The organism is Sphingobacterium kyonggiense (assembly GCF_039536825.1).
Lineage (GTDB): Bacteria > Bacteroidota > Bacteroidia > Sphingobacteriales > Sphingobacteriaceae > Sphingobacterium > Sphingobacterium kyonggiense.
On sequence record NZ_BAAAZI010000012.1, the window covers coordinates 319,114 to 334,299 of the forward strand.

Below are 15,186 nucleotides of genomic sequence, written 5' to 3' on the forward strand. Positions count from 1 at the left end.
ATTAACCAGGTCTATTGCACAAATACTTATTCGTTTAATATTTATTTATGTTCACCGATTCCGACTGTTCACGTTTCGTGAACAGTTTCTTAAGAGATATTCATAAGGGTTTTAGTAATTCCATTTTAATTATTGTACATTCAAATTCCTTACCTCTGCTACATAAGAGCGTTCTTTAAGAACGTGTAATTAACCTAAAAATCAATCAGTTATATTTTTAAAGCTACAAGTGGAAAACATTAAAACCAGTTTTTATTGACAATCACGTTATAATAATTTCTTTAAATAAAATTTTCTATCTACATTCAGTTCCTAATTAACTAATCTATTAAATTTAAAAAAGTGAAAATAAACAAAGTATTCCTCGTATTAGCTTTTTCAATATTCAGCCTCAATTGTTTTGCTCAAATTCAATCCGTTAAAAATGTAGTTCAGTCATTTTTAGACACAGTTAAATCTAATGCATACATGAGTCCAAATTTAAATTGGGATTCCATTAGTAACTCGCTACTTAATGACACTAAAGAAATTGATTCAACTGCTCATTTAGCTCCACACTTTAATAAAGTTTTAAGAGCATTGAAAGATGGTCACTCAAGACTTTATCCTAAAAGTGCCTTAAACTCTCAACAAGACGAAAAATCGATGTTAGAGGTATTTGCAACAATGACCGATAAAGAAGCTGGACTTCCTCCTAAACGGTTTATTCATAAAATGATAAACAATAAATACGCATATATTAATATACCATCTGTTATGCTTGAAAATAGAGCATATGTAGACACTATTGGTAAACAATTATTAGAATTAGATAAACATAATCCAAAGGGATGGATCATTGATGTTACCGAAAATGACGGAGGAAATGCTTTTACAATGAATTGGCATTTCCCAACGTTGATAGATTCAGAACAAACATACTCAACAGTTGATAACAATGGTAAAGAAAGCAAGAATGATAAAATATTAGATTTAAAAAATACTTCAGAAGAGGAAAAAAGAGCTGCCGATCTATTTAAATTAAATCCTGACTCTGTGCCATACGTTAAATTGAAAAACACCAAAGTCCCAATTATTATTTTAACCAGCAAAATTACTGGAAGTGCTGGTGAATTTGTAACGGTTCATTTCAAAGGACAAAAGAATGTTCTTGTAGTTGGTCAAGTTACCGCAGGGGCTACTTCTTCCAATCATCCATTTGAAATAACAAATGAATACTTAGTCAATCTTACAACAGAAGTTATCAAAGATAGAACTGGAAAGATTTATAAAATAGGGGAAGGAATAACTCCTGATGTTCAATTTGATATTAATTTGAATAAAGTAGCACAGAAGGATAAACTTAGTCATAAAGAAGAATTGAATCTAATAATTGGACTAAAAGATTTATATATTGATAATGCTATAAAAGCCCTTGAAAATTGGAAAAAGTACAAAAAATAGATTAGTATCTTTGCCTCATACAAACTGAGCTACCCCCATGATCTACTTCCACATTCCATTTTGCAAGCAAGCCTGTCACTACTGTGATTTTCACTTTAGTACATCCTTAAAGTACAAGGAGGAAATGCTGGCAGCGATGAAAGCCGAAATAGACTTACGCGCAAGTTACCTCGAGGACAAAAAGATCGAATCCATTTACTTTGGTGGTGGAACACCATCCATCTTAGCAGCTTCGGAGATTATGGAACTGATTGACCATGTCTCTAAACACTTTGAAATCAGCAATACCGCGGAGATCACCTTAGAAGCCAATCCTGATGATCTGGACAAGCAGAAAGTCCAAGCCTTAAGACAAACTGAAGTAAACAGATTCAGTATCGGTATTCAATCCTTTTTTGAGGAAGACCTACGTTGGATGAATCGGGCGCATCATGCTGATGAAGCAAAATCAGCAATTATGCGGGTACAAGACGCCGGATTTGAGAATATCACCTGTGATCTGATTTACGGCTACCCCTTACTTAGCAATAGCAAGTGGAAGACAAATATGCAGGAACTCATCCAATTGCAAGTCCCACATATTTCCTCCTATTCCATGACGGTAGAGCGCAAGACCGCTTTGGACCACATGATAAACAAAGGAAAAACACCTCCTTTGAATGAAGAGCAAAGTGCTGAGCAAATGCTGATGCTTATCGACACGCTAACCACAGCAGGATATGAGCAATACGAAATCTCCAATTTTGCGAAACCTAATCGCTATGCGCGGCACAATACCAATTACTGGCGTGGTAAGCCTTACTTAGGTATTGGCCCATCCGCACATTCCTTTAACACCCAGTCGCGCGCATGGAACATAGCCAACAACGCTCTGTATATTAAAGGAATCCTAGAAAAAGAGCTCCCTTTAGAAACCGAAATACTCCAAAAAAGCGATCGTTTCAACGAATATGTCATGACTAGCCTTCGAACAAAATGGGGAATAGACAGCAACTATGTCAAACAAGAATTTGGATCCGATTATTATAGCGAATTAGAAAAATTGAGCAAACCTTACTTAGAGCAGGGCAAGCTAATCAATCAAGACGGACAAATCACCTTAACACCAGAAGGGAAACTCTTGGCAGATCAAATCGCTTCCGATCTATTTGTTATTGAATAACAGGCTTTGCGGGGGTTAACCAACATAATTTGTTGCAAGCTTATTTATCGCTCAAAAACCACTTTCAAGTGATGAACTCTTTATCTGATTAAAGATAATTCAAAATCAAAAAAGCGTTTTTTGATCAGCCAAGTAACAAATTAGGTGCTATTAAGGTTTATATTTGACTAAGCATAGAAGATATTTGTTAACTTCAAGAATTCAACTAAATCTAAATTCCTAATGAAAAAAATTACCCTGTTAATTTGGGTGTTACTTTGCGGAGTCATGTTTGCCTATGCGCAGAAAAAGCCCAATGTTTTGATGATCTATGTCGATGACCTTGGTTATGGCGATCTTTCCACCTATGGTGCCAGCAAGATTCAAACCCCAAATATTGATGCCATCGCTAAATCGGGCATTCGATTCACCAATGGACATGCCGCTGCAGCAACCTGTACCCCCTCCAGATATGCCTTAATGACTGGTAAGTATCCGTTCCGTAAATCAGGAACTGGCGTTTTACCTGGCGATGCCGCATTGATCATTGACCAAAATCAATTGACACTTCCCAAGCTCTTTCAACAACAAGGTTACCAGACCGCTATTATCGGAAAATGGCATTTGGGCTTAGGTAGCCAAGTTGAAAAAAACTGGAATCAAGATATTAAACCTGGTCCACTGGAAGTAGGTTATGCATACTCCTATATTTTCCCTGCAACTGCGGACCGTGTGCCTACTGTTTTCTTGGAAAACCATAAGGTCGTTGCTTTGGATAAAAACGACCCAATTGAGGTGTCCTATAAGCAGAAAATCGGTACTGAACCCACAGGACTAGAAAATCCCGAATTATTAAAGATGAAGGCTTCTCCAAATCATGGTCATAACCAAACCATTGTCAATGGCATTGGCCGTATTGGTTGGATGACCGGAGGAAAACAAGCCCGTTGGGTAGATGAAGAAATCACCCCTACTTTTGTGGATAAAGCGGTTAATTACATCAAAGAACACAAATCAACACCATTCTTCTTAAGCTACCATGCGACCGAACCTCATGTTCCGCGCATGCCGTCTACCATGTTCAAAGGAAAGAGTGGACTGGGTTTACGAGGCGATGCTATCCTGCAGCTAGACCATGCTGTAGGGCAACTTATTCAGGCATTAAAGGACAATGGCATCTACGAGAATACCATTGTTGTTTTTAGCAGTGATAATGGTCCTGTATTGGATGATGGTTATGTCGATGGCGCAGTAACCGAATTAAACGGACATGACCCATTTGCTGGAATGCGTGGTGGAAAATATTCTGCTTTTGAAGCTGGTACTCGAGTGCCCTTCTTGATCAGCTGGCCTAAGCAAATCAAGTCCAATCAAGTTTCTGCCGCCTTAGTTTGCCAAGTCGATCTATTGGCTAGTTTTGCGTCTTATTTTAAATCCAAAATTGAGCCTCAAGCCAATTTAGACAGTAAAAATGTATTAGCAGCTCTATTAGGAAAAGACAAAAAAGGTAGAGATTACCTGGTCAAATCGGCTTATACCTTCTCTATTCTAAAAGATCAATATAAATACATCTTACCGAATAAAGGACCAGCGCGAAACAACCAGGTCAACATCGAATTAGGCAATGACCCGAACGATCAATTATATGATTTAAGCAAGGATCCGGCAGAGAAAAACAACATCGCTAGCCAAAATCCTGAGCTCGTAAAACAATTAAAAGAAATCCTACTAAAGGAAACAAAGAAAAGCAACTAAAACAGAAAGGCCATTTATCTGCTCGATAAATGGCCTTTTTATAGCTAGTAAACTCCAATTAATCCATTAGTGCCTTAGCCTCCATATCATCGGTAGCTTCTATTTCCTTAGCCAACAGCTTTTTCATTTTCTTCACGATTCCCTTCGCTTTTGGATCGTCATAGATGTTTTTCATTTCCTTCGGATCCGACTTCATATCAAACAATTCCCAACCATTAACACGCTTATAATAACGAATCAACTTATAACGACCATCACTAACCCCAAAATGCGGAGAAACGGCATGTTCCCCATTTTCATAATAATGATAGAACAATTGCTTGCGTGCTGTTTTTTTCTTGCCTTCCATGACTTTCAAGAAAGATTTCCCTTGAACATCCTGCGGAATGGCTGTACCTGTCAATTCCATTATAGTAGGTGCAATATCGACGTTTAGAACCATGCCATTTACTTGAGAATGAGCAGGAATAACACCTGGCAGTTTTGCCAACATAGGTGTACGGAAAGACTCCTCATACATGAAGCGCTTGTCAAACCAGCCGTGTTCACCCATATAGAATCCTTGATCAGATAGATAAACCACTAAGGTATTATCCTCCAATTGATGTTCTTTTAGGTAATCCAAAACACGACCAATATTTCGGTCCATGGACTCCGCTGTATTAAGGTAATCTACCATATAACGGTGATATTTCCATTTCGCCAAATCATCACCTTTTAAATTTGCCGCTTTATATTGCTCATAAATAGGGCGGTAATAATCCAAATATTGTTGAAACTGTTTGTCATTCATACGCTTGAAGTTCCCATCCTGACGCATCTTTTCTGGCGTATCAAACATTTTCAAATCATAACCCATTTGCATATCCTTAGCCACGCTCATCTCTTGAACTGCCGCTGCTTTCCGTCCTTGGTAATCATCAAAGAAATTATCCGGAAGTGGGATCTGCTTATTATCGTTTTTACCGAAATCCTTAGGATCAGGCATCCATGTACGGTGGGTACTTTTATGACCAATGATTAGACAGAAGGGTTCATCCTTCTCTTTCTGTTCCAACCAATTTAGTGCACGATCCGTTACGATATCAGCAACATAACCTTCTTCCCTATCCGTTTTCTCCGTTTTCCCATCTGTACTACTGATAAAGTCCGGATTAAAATAATGTCCTTGACCAACTAAAATACTGTAATAATCAAACCCTTGAAGTTTTCTTCCCAAATGAATTTTTCCAATCCAGGCAGTTTGGTAACCGTTGTTCTGCAACTGTTTAACGAACATATCCTGTGAATGATCAAAATTGGAAGTCTCGTTATCCTTAAAACCATTTTTGTGACTATATTTCCCCGTCAATAGACTTGCACGGCTGGGCCCACAAATGGAATTGGTCACATAGGCACGATTGAAAGTTGCCCCTTCAGCAGCGATACGATCAAGATTTGGTGTGTGGGCAATCTTGGAACCATAGGCACCTATGGTCTGATAAGAATGATCATCCGAAATGATAATCACAATGTTGGGCTTCTTCTGTTGAGCATAACCCAAAATGCTCATGAAACAGAATGCCACTAATACTGGTAAACGCATATTTATTTAAGTTTAGGAATATCAAATATACATATTGAGGAAGATTTAACCCCTAACTTTTCCTGCAGAAGAATAAAATACAAAAAGCAAAAAGCAATACAACCTCAAAATCGCAGTAAGCCAAGCTCAAAATAGTATTGATTATCAAATTGTTCTATGTTTTACTTCATTTCCAATGCTAAATATTTCTGTATGCAATTTTTGAAGAAGATATTGTAAAAAAAATATCGACAAACTCTTTTGTAGTTGAAAAAAAACAAGGAAGTTTGCGGTAAACATTTCTTATATGAAAATCTTATTTTCCTTTTTAACTTTTTGTCTCTTTGTTCAATTGTCTTTTGCACAAGGACCTGTGTATAAAGTAGCTTATCAGATGCATTTTTCTGAAGAGTTGTTATTGGAATTGGAGGAACCAGACTTGGATACCAGCGATGCCAACATAAAATTAATCAAAACGGCCATTGAACAACGGGAACAGGGAAAATCATTGTTTGAAATTTGGACGAATAAGGATGTATTTCTAACAAAGAATACGATTACTCCAGATTATTACCAAATAACTAGCAAAACCAGCAATAAAATTTCCATGGTAAATTTATTAGACTCGGCCTATGCCAACATGGATGATTCTCCTTTAGGCTGGTTAAATATAGGTGATGAAGCTAATGAAGAATATGTAAGTGTAGAATTTGTTGCTGGAAGAACTGAAATGATTGCCGGTTTTCCATGTAAATTGGCAATCCTAACCGTGCTTTCTGATGATTTGTCTGTTATTGCTAATGACGAACAAGAGAAAATAGAGGTTTGGTACACGGAAAAAATCCCGAATTTTTATATCGGCAGTTTTATTTTTATGTCCAAAGTACCAGGAGCTGTTTTAAAAGTAGATGTTGGTGGCATGCAATTTATTGCGCATCAAGTAAGTCAAGAAAATGTTCCTGCCAATTTCTTCGAAATACCTGCAGGATTCAAATTAGTAGAAACAACTTATGCTGATGAAGATTTTGCTGACATGGAATTAGGGGAAGGCTTAGTTGGCTATTACGATACCACTGCTACCATGTATGGTTTAAAAAATTCGGATGGCGATATCATTACTAACCCCATCTTTACATCCCTGTCGGAAATCCGTGAAGGAGCGATCATTGCTTCCAATGCTGACGGCATGAGTGGATTTATTGATGCTAAAGGAAATACGGTATTACCATTCACTTATGAATATATTGCATTTGACGATGAATCTGCTGCCTATATCTTCACCAAAGATGGTAAAGCTGGCTTAATGGACAAAAGCGGAAAAAACCTTTGGGGTAGTAAGACTTTTGAATCATTGGGCAATTTTATAGGTGATTATGCCTTGATTTCTGAAAACGAAAAACATGGATTAGTCGATAAAAAGGGAAACATTGTTCTTCCTGCTTCTTACCCGCTTATCTCACAATATGACAATAAATATTTTGTCGTGCTAGACAATGAAAAATCACAAGTATTCGATTTGGCAACTAAAAAGCTTGTCGTAGAGGGTTTCCCAGAAATATACTTATCCAATGTGGACAACCTATTTATTGCCAGCAAGGATGGCGAAAAGTATGGTTTCATTAATGAAAAAGGGGCTACCGTTATTCCATTTATCTTTGCCTATGCTACCCCATTTGTAAATGGTATTTCTTCAGTTACCAAATTCGGTGCAGAAGAAATGTACTATATCAACACGAAAGGTGAAGTCGTAAACATCGAAGAAGAAAATTAATTACATGACCTTTCAAATAAATACCCTGCATCGTGGACGATTCATCTGGATATTACTAGCTGGACTCTTTGCTGCAGGGTTTTTACTTTCATTTTTTAATTTACAGGAAATCGTCAAGATTGTCATCTTGCTGTTCTGTATTCCTATTATCCTATTTGCTGCTGTCAAAATTAGCTTTCAATCCTCAACTTGGAAATTAACAGAGCAGGAAATCCATATTTCGCGTGCTGGAAAGGATATTATCCTTCCCCTTGCTCAAATCAGCTATATCAAAAATCACCTTCGTTCTGGAGGTAACCTTTTAGCTATTTTCTTTAATAACAAAAGATCAACTCTCCGTATTTGGCGGAATAAACTATTTGTTGCTGTGGATGACTTCGAATCACTACTTGCCGAATTGAAATCCAAAGAGATAGCAATCGTATTAGGCTAATTCCCATAAAAACTTTACGCAATCTACAAGTAGGTTTCATGTTACCATTATGTAAATTTTATATATTTGGTTTATGAACTTAAAACAAACAATTACAAGCCTATTATTGACTGTTCTTGCCTTGACAAGTTTTGCCCAAAGAAAAACCTATTGGCAACAAGGTGTGGATTATACCATGGACATTGATGTGAATGAAAAAACATATCAGTACGATGGTAAAATGAAATTGAAGTACAGCAACAATTCCGGTCAGGAGTTAAACAAAGTTTATTTCCATTTATATTTCAATGCCTTCCAACCTGGGAGCATGATGGACGAACGTCTGAAAAGCATTGTCGATCCAGATGCCCGTATGGTTACCAACTCGGGTACGCGTGAAAAACCTGTTTTGCATAGCCGTATTGCAGCATTAAAGCCTGATCAAATCGGTTATCAGAAAATTAAATCTGTAAAATACAACGGCCAAGCAGTAAACTTCAAAGAGGATGGCACCATTCTGGAAGTTTCCTTACCTACGGCAATTAAAGATGCTAGTACAGTGGAGTTCGACTTGGAATGGCAAGCTCAAGTTCCAGAGCAAATTCGTCGTTCTGGACGTAATTCGAGAGAAGGGATTGCATTTTCCATGACCCAATGGTATCCAAAAATGGCACAATTCGATGAGTTCGGATGGCACCTGGATGAATATGTAGGCCGTGAATTTATCGCTCCATTCGGAAATTTCGATGTGACCATACATATCAACAAAGATTACGTGATTGGCTCATCCGGAAAACTTCAAAACCCATCTGAAGTGAAGGGATATGTTAAAAATCCGAAAATTAAGGTCAACAACAAAAAAGCAACTTGGCACTATAAAGCAGAGAATATTCATGACTTTGCTTGGGCTGCCGATCCAAAATTAGTCGTTGACTCGGCTAAAACCAAAGGTGGAGTAACGGTATATACCGTCTATTTACCAACTGACCAGCAAGTAACGGACAACTGGAAAACAGCATTAGGTTTAGCGGTAGATTTCTTCGATTTTACCGGTCAACATTTCGGCGCTTATCCTTGGAAAACCTATACCATTGTACAAGGTGGTGATGGCGGAATGGAATATGGTACCGCAACATTAATCACTGGAGGACGTAACTTAAAAGGACTTGTAGGCGTTATTTACCACGAAGCTGCGCACTCTTGGTATCAGCATCTATTTGGAGTGAACGAAACAGTAGATGAGTGGATGGATGAAGGCTTCACAAGTTATATTGAGGAGTTGGCATTAACCGAATTGTTTGTTCGTCCTACTGACAATGCCTTGAACCCTATCGGATCAGCTTATATGGCCTATTACAAACTTGCCAAATCAGGCAAAGAAGAACCAATGAGCTTATTGGCCGATTATTACAACACCAACTATGCATACAGCAACGAAGCGTACAACAAAGGAGCTGTTTTAGCAGAGCAATTGGGCTATATCATCGGAAAAGAAAACCTTCAGAAAACTTTCTTGAAGTTCTATGATATCTGGAAATTTAAACATCCAACACCAAATGATTTTAAACGTGTGGCTGAGGAAGTATCCGGAATTAATTTGAAATGGTATTTCAACTTATTTATTAACACGACAAGAACCATCGACTACAGTATCAATACGGTTTCTGACAATTCCATTGAGTTAGTGAATAAATCCAATTTGGCTATGCCTATTGACCTATTGGTAGAATACCAAGATGGCAGCAAGGAATTATTCTACATTCCTTTGCGTGAAATGCGTGGTGAAAAACCTGCCGAGAAATACGACATTTATCAAGGGGTTAAACGTACCGTTTTGCCAGATTGGTTCTGGACAAAACCAACTTACACGGTTCCAGTATCTAAAAAAGTGAAGTCCGTTAAAATCGATCCTACAGAACGTTTGGCGGACATCAATCCTGAAGATAATAAGCGCTAAATAAACAAATACGCTTGACCTTGCGGATGAGTCTGTGAGATCAGAATATCATTTAAAGCACGTCCAAATCATTTGTAATCAAACAAATTATTGGGCGTGTTTTTTTATGGCGTATTCTTATTCATCAATCGGTTTAAACCTTAACCGATTTTGTCCAAAATGATTTTTCCTTTCAACCGATTTTCCTCCTATTATCCTTGTGTCAAACAATGGATTCCTAGGGGTCTACAAGGGGTTTTATTCGATACTCCTTCGGATCTCCTTCGGAACTTGTTCGGATCTCCTTCGGATCTCGTTCGGTTCCGACCGAACGAGATCCGAACAAAATCCCTATCAGATCCTAAGAAATTCCTTTAGAGTATAAAAGCAATATATACAAAGAACCAAACTGAATACGATTCACTTCTATACCTAAATTAACCAAAAAGAGGGAGATACAGTTCCTATACATTATTAGTTTGATATTTAACTGTTAAATGTTTAACTTTGCCCATCAATTCATTGTTATGCCAGAAGAATCGAAAGCCATCCGTCAGTTAATCAATGATATCATTGCCCTAAGGGTAACGATTAAACAATTCTATTTTCAACGCGTAAAGGAATTGAATTTGGATTTGACTTATGAGATGGTTCAAGTACTAGCGGTACTGTGGCGTAATAAAGAAGTAAATCAGCAAGATATTGCCGATGAGGTTCAAAAAAGTAAGGCAAGTGTAACCCCCTTGATCGATAACCTATGCAAGCGGGATTTGGTGGAACGTATTCCTGATCCTAATGACCGCAGGAATAACCGAATAACCTTAACTGAAAAAGGATGGGATTACCAGAAGAAAGTTGAACCAATACAAAAAGAGCTTTATGAATTGATCGTCGAAAAATCAAAAATTAAGCATATTACCGAGTTAAGCAAGCAACTCCAAAATTTAAAAAAGGCTATTGAATAGCTTTTTTAGTAATATATTAGTTCAATATCGAACTAATTTATTGGGTTTATAATCAGTGAAAACAACAATAAAGCATGAGCAATACAGCAACACATACTATTAGTCCAAAGGAGAAAAAGAGAAGAAGGAATATATACCTCATTAACTTGCTAACGATCCTAGTTATACTAGGAGCAATAAATTGGGGATTGGTAGAATTCTTTCATTTAAACGAGAGTGTTTATACGGAAGATGCACAGGTTGATGCCCACATCAATCCGGTCAATTCCAAAGTCAGTGGCTACATCAAGGATATTCGGTTTCAAGAACATCAAATGGTTCATCGTGGCGATACATTAGTGGTATTGGAGAACGATGAATATAAGATTGCAGTCGAGAATGCTATGGCGGCTCTTGCAGATGCCCGAGCAGGAAATGCTGTTGTGCACACGGAAGTGGAGATAGCCCGGAATGGGCAGCAAATCGCAGCGGCAAATATGGAAGAGCTAAAAAGCCGCTTACAAAATGCGGAGGTAAACTATAAACGCTATCAAGACTTGATGGACAAGGATGCTGTTGCAGTATATCAATATGAGCAAGTAAAAACAGAATATGAGTCCTTAGCTGCAAAATATAAAGCATTACAAGCGCAGCACCACAACAGTCATCTCACGACGGAAGAAACCCATAAACGTACTGGGATCAATGAAGCTAATATCCTTCGAGCAAAGGCGGCATTGGATCTGGCAAAGCTGAACTTGTCCTATACCGTAATTGTTGCGCCATACGATGGTGTGTTAGGGCGTATTCCTGTGGAGGTTGGGCAGCTCATTCAAGCCGGTCAACCCCTATTCAACTTGGTTAGAGATCAGCAAAAATGGGTTACTGCTAATTATACGGAAGGTCAGATGAAGCAAATTGCCTTAGGAAAAAAGGTGGAACTAAAGGTAGATGCCATTCCGAATGTCACATTCCATGGAGAGATAAAAGCCATTTCAGAGGCTACAGGCTCCAAATATTCTTCGGTGCCAGTAGATAACAGTACCGGAAATTTTGTGAAAGTACAACAACGTATTCCTGTACGAATTGAATTTACTTCGGATAACGAACCTAAGGATTTAGAGAAATTGCTGATAGGATTAAACGTAGTGGTAAAAGCGATATAGATGGGGAGTAGTGTTTTTCGGAATTGGGTACCACAATCGTGGAAGTTAAGCATTCTCTTGCTGATTGCCATTAGCTTATCCTGCTGCAGCGGGATACCTTCTACGATCTATACTTACCTAATCGGTGGTCAATCAGCCAACTCAGCAGATCTTTCCATGGCCATGTATGCTTACTGTACTGGGATGGTTTGTTCCATTTCGCTTATTTTCCGATTGACCCTCTTCTTACCTAAAAAGCGATTAATCGTCTTTTCCATTCTCTTATTAGCCATTATTAATACCGTATTGGCGATCAACCACTCCCCTTTAATCAATGTGATGTTGATGTTTGTATTCGGATGTGTTAAGATTATTGTCACCATGGCGTTAATAACAGAGCTAATGCCCTTTTTAATGCCTACGGGTGAGCGATATCAAATGTATGCGATATACTATCCAATGAACCTGGTATTCCCTATTGTTGGCGGATTGATAGCTGCCAATCTGGCACAGCATTATTTTTGGGAATTGGGTTTTCATTTTCAAAACCTCCTTTTGGGCTTATGTTTACTTGTGGTGATTATCTGCTTTAAAACCCAACATATTAAAACAGTACCGCTCTTCCAATACGATTGGCTTGGTACGGTCCTATTAGCGGCGAGTCTATTGAGCTTTTCATTTGTGGCCAGTTATGGCTTACAAAACAATTGGTTATACAGTAAAAGCATCCTAATCGGGATTGTATTAACCATCGTGTTCTTTGTGCTGTTCTTCAATAGAAATTACCGAAAGAAAAGAAAGATCATCAAATTTTCAAGTATTGGAAACAAGGCTACTTTTCTAACCCTGTTTACCGTATTCATATTGGGTTTGTTTTATAGCAATACCAGCTTGTTATCCAATTTGATGAATTTGCTGTTACCGGGCAACCCAACCAAACAAGCGGAGATCAACAGTTATATTATTGTGGGTTATGTATTGGGTAGTTTAATTGTTTTCCTGTACTTCAAGCGAACTAAAAAGGGTAAGGCAATCTTTCTCATTTCCGCCCTATTCTATTTGCTTTCCAATGTCTTGATTTTGCAGCTTCTGGATTCGCGAACATCGTTGGACATGTTGATTTTACCGATTATCATAAGGGGAATGGCGGTTATGATTTCCTTTATAGCCACAGCAGTTTACCTCGCTGGTAATGTTCCGGCAAAGGAGTTTTTACATAGCATAGTTCTGTTCATATTGGTTAGGACATTTTTAGTTACGGTTTTCTGGTCAAGTTTAATTAGCAATTGGTTCAATAGCTTGCAAATATTGCATCAAACCAGGTTAGCGGAGTTAATGCCAGGTAATACAAGCATTGATCGAACAGTCATATTAAGCTTTCAAAAACAAGCTAGCCTATTGGGTTTACATGACCTTTATTTTTATTTATGCTTAGCGAATGTTATGGTTATATTAATAATCGCTGTTCTGCCCTACCATTCTTCTACCGTAAGACATATTTTCAATTGGGGAACTAAAAAGAATACGAAGGAATTGATTCAGGTGACACCGATGGGGTAAACTCATAAAGAGTAGTACTTTTCTGATTATGTATGCCTTTGCCAAACAAGGCATTGGCTTAATAACTATAAAATTCTTAATCCATTTATTCCAATCACTTCATTATTCTTAAACAATAATTTTCTAATTTGTTAACATTGCAAGTCTTGTTTATATAACATTTATTAATAAATTAGGTACATATTATTCTACAGCAATTAACATAGATTTAATGACCAATATTAAAGAGCGCGTCCTCTTGATCGCAGAGACAAAGGGCATCCAAAAAGTAGAGTTTTTTAAAGGTTTAGGCTTATCATATGCAAATTTTAAGGGGGTCCAAAAAAACTCCTCATTAGGTTCTGACGCAGTTTCCACGATTTTATCCACTTATCAAGACATTAATCCCGAATGGTTATTAAATGGTTCAGGTGAAATGTTGCGCCCTACCTATCAGGAGATCAATGAACTGGCCATTACCTTACCTTCTAAAATCGATCGTCAAGACAGCAGCCCTGTTTTGGTAACGGCATTAGAAAAGGTAATCAATGCACAACAAGCAACCATTCAATCGCAAGAGATTACCATTTCAGCACTTACTGCACAGATCGACTTGTTGGAGAAAAGAAAGAAAAACAAAAAGAAGAACAAATAAATAATTGGTTTAGCTGTACTTTATCAGGTAACGAAGAAACTGGCTATTATTAATAATAGCTGAGAACTATTGGCTAAAAACTTAGCTGCAATTAAATAAATTAGCTTTAAAACTTTATTCTCCTATAGGAATGGAGAGAATACAACAAAAAATTATATATTGTGTATTAGGCCTTAATAAGGGCCTATTTTTATTATTTCAAGTTTATATTTTTCGAGGATAAAAGGAATAAGAATGACTATTAGAAGAGGACAGAAAAATGATTCAGAGGCAATAGCTGGATTTTTGATGATGGCGATGGAAGATATTGCTTATCGGTTTATTGGGTGTGAGGATTATCAAGAGGCTTTTGATTTTTTAAAGACCTTGGTAGAAATGGAAGGGAACCAATATTCCTATTCAAATAATTGGGTTTTGGAGGATGATGGGGTATTAGTAGGCACAGCATTGTTGTACGATGGAGGAGAATTAGACAAATTGCGCGCACCTGTAGCAGAATTAGTTGCCGAACGATATCAATTACCTTTTAATCCAGAGCATGAAACTGAGGCAGGAGAAATTTATATCGACTGTATAGCGGTAGATCCAAGTCAACAAGGTAAGGGGATAGGAAGTAAGTTACTCGGCTTTCTAATAGAAGAATATGTCGAGAAGAATCAACAAACTTTAGGCTTATTGGTAGATTTGGACAACCCAAAGGCTAAGAAACTATATGCACGCCTAGGTTTTGAGGTTATTAAAGAGAAAACGCTTTTAGGCAAGCAATTGGAGCAAATGCAGTTTAAAGCCAATAGGGGTATTTCATAGTGTACTATATACACGTAAAAACAGGTGGATTTTTAACATAATTTCAATTGATCGGGTCATATTTTGTCACAAAA

At 37.6% G+C, this 15,186-nt stretch carries 12 protein-coding genes; 11 read left to right on the plus strand and 1 reads right to left on the minus strand.

Annotated features, from left to right (window positions below; translation table 11 throughout):
* The first annotated feature begins 342 nt into the window (after window positions 1-342).
* The 3 genes from ABD676_RS16065 to ABD676_RS16075 all read left to right on the plus strand — a co-directional run bounded on the left by ABD676_RS16065 (window position 343) and on the right by ABD676_RS16075 (window position 4,339).
* A complete protein-coding gene (locus ABD676_RS16065) occupies window positions 343-1,443 on the plus strand; it encodes a S41 family peptidase (protein WP_344675755.1) in 1,101 nt (366 codons plus the stop codon).
* Window positions 1,444-1,480: 37 nt separating this feature from the next.
* The gene (gene hemW / locus ABD676_RS16070) at window positions 1,481-2,605 is read left to right on the plus strand and encodes a radical SAM family heme chaperone HemW (RefSeq protein ID WP_344675756.1); all 1,125 of its coding nucleotides are present in this window, start codon (window positions 1,481-1,483) and stop codon (window positions 2,603-2,605) included.
* A 222-nt stretch (window positions 2,606-2,827) separates the two neighbouring features.
* The gene (locus ABD676_RS16075; RefSeq protein ID WP_344675757.1) at window positions 2,828-4,339 is read left to right on the plus strand and encodes a sulfatase family protein; all 1,512 of its coding nucleotides are present in this window, start codon (window positions 2,828-2,830) and stop codon (window positions 4,337-4,339) included.
* 58 nt (window positions 4,340-4,397) lie between these two features.
* Here ABD676_RS16075 and ABD676_RS16080 read toward each other — a convergent pair whose 3' ends face one another.
* Window positions 4,398-5,924, minus strand: coding sequence for a sulfatase family protein (locus tag ABD676_RS16080; protein WP_344675758.1), 1,527 nt, complete (start codon window positions 5,922-5,924; stop codon window positions 4,398-4,400).
* A 286-nt stretch (window positions 5,925-6,210) separates the two neighbouring features.
* On the opposite strand from ABD676_RS16080, the gene ABD676_RS16085 reads away from it, so the two are divergent.
* The 8 genes from ABD676_RS16085 (at window position 6,211) to ABD676_RS16120 (ending at window position 15,112) form a co-directional block, all read left to right on the plus strand.
* Window positions 6,211-7,674 carry a WG repeat-containing protein gene (locus ABD676_RS16085; RefSeq protein WP_344675759.1) on the plus strand — a complete coding sequence of 488 codons (1,464 nt, stop codon included), beginning with the start codon at window positions 6,211-6,213 and terminating at the stop codon, window positions 7,672-7,674.
* A 4-nt stretch (window positions 7,675-7,678) separates the two neighbouring features.
* Window positions 7,679-8,107 carry a hypothetical protein gene (locus ABD676_RS16090; RefSeq protein ID WP_344675760.1) on the plus strand — a complete coding sequence of 143 codons (429 nt, stop codon included), beginning with the start codon at window positions 7,679-7,681 and terminating at the stop codon, window positions 8,105-8,107.
* A gap of 73 nt (window positions 8,108-8,180) precedes the next feature.
* A complete protein-coding gene (locus ABD676_RS16095) occupies window positions 8,181-10,043 on the plus strand; it encodes a M1 family metallopeptidase (protein WP_344675761.1) in 1,863 nt (620 codons plus the stop codon).
* Between the two features lie 476 nt (window positions 10,044-10,519).
* The gene (locus ABD676_RS16100; protein ID WP_344675762.1) at window positions 10,520-10,987 is read left to right on the plus strand and encodes a MarR family winged helix-turn-helix transcriptional regulator; all 468 of its coding nucleotides are present in this window, start codon (window positions 10,520-10,522) and stop codon (window positions 10,985-10,987) included.
* 74 nt (window positions 10,988-11,061) lie between these two features.
* Entirely contained in the window at window positions 11,062-12,132 is a 1,071-nt protein-coding gene (locus ABD676_RS16105; RefSeq protein WP_344675763.1) for an HlyD family secretion protein, read from the plus strand.
* A complete protein-coding gene (locus ABD676_RS16110) occupies window positions 12,133-13,671 on the plus strand; it encodes a hypothetical protein (protein ID WP_344675764.1) in 1,539 nt (512 codons plus the stop codon).
* 211 nt (window positions 13,672-13,882) lie between these two features.
* Window positions 13,883-14,305, plus strand: coding sequence for a hypothetical protein (locus ABD676_RS16115; RefSeq protein ID WP_344675765.1), 423 nt, complete (start codon window positions 13,883-13,885; stop codon window positions 14,303-14,305).
* 234 nt (window positions 14,306-14,539) lie between these two features.
* Window positions 14,540-15,112 (plus strand): GNAT family N-acetyltransferase, encoded by a 573-nt coding sequence (locus ABD676_RS16120; protein WP_344675766.1) that lies wholly within the window; start codon window positions 14,540-14,542, stop codon window positions 15,110-15,112.
* Window positions 15,113-15,186 lie beyond the last annotated feature (74 nt).

Bases quoted from the DNA above. Each gene is read 5' to 3' on its own strand.
- hemW (WP_344675756.1), top strand. From the start codon at position 1,481: ATGATCTACTTCCACATTCCATTTTGCAAGCAAGCCTGTCACTACTGT.
- ABD676_RS16075 (WP_344675757.1), top strand. From the start codon at position 2,828: ATGAAAAAAATTACCCTGTTAATTTGGGTGTTACTTTGCGGAGTCATG.
- ABD676_RS16080 (WP_344675758.1), bottom strand. From the start codon at position 5,924: ATGCGTTTACCAGTATTAGTGGCATTCTGTTTCATGAGCATTTTGGGT.
- ABD676_RS16085 (WP_344675759.1), top strand. From the start codon at position 6,211: ATGAAAATCTTATTTTCCTTTTTAACTTTTTGTCTCTTTGTTCAATTG.
- ABD676_RS16090 (WP_344675760.1), top strand. From the start codon at position 7,679: ATGACCTTTCAAATAAATACCCTGCATCGTGGACGATTCATCTGGATA.
- ABD676_RS16095 (WP_344675761.1), top strand. From the start codon at position 8,181: ATGAACTTAAAACAAACAATTACAAGCCTATTATTGACTGTTCTTGCC.
- ABD676_RS16100 (WP_344675762.1), top strand. From the start codon at position 10,520: ATGTTTAACTTTGCCCATCAATTCATTGTTATGCCAGAAGAATCGAAA.
- ABD676_RS16105 (WP_344675763.1), top strand. From the start codon at position 11,062: ATGAGCAATACAGCAACACATACTATTAGTCCAAAGGAGAAAAAGAGA.
- ABD676_RS16110 (WP_344675764.1), top strand. From the start codon at position 12,133: ATGGGGAGTAGTGTTTTTCGGAATTGGGTACCACAATCGTGGAAGTTA.
- ABD676_RS16115 (WP_344675765.1), top strand. From the start codon at position 13,883: ATGACCAATATTAAAGAGCGCGTCCTCTTGATCGCAGAGACAAAGGGC.
- ABD676_RS16120 (WP_344675766.1), top strand. From the start codon at position 14,540: ATGACTATTAGAAGAGGACAGAAAAATGATTCAGAGGCAATAGCTGGA.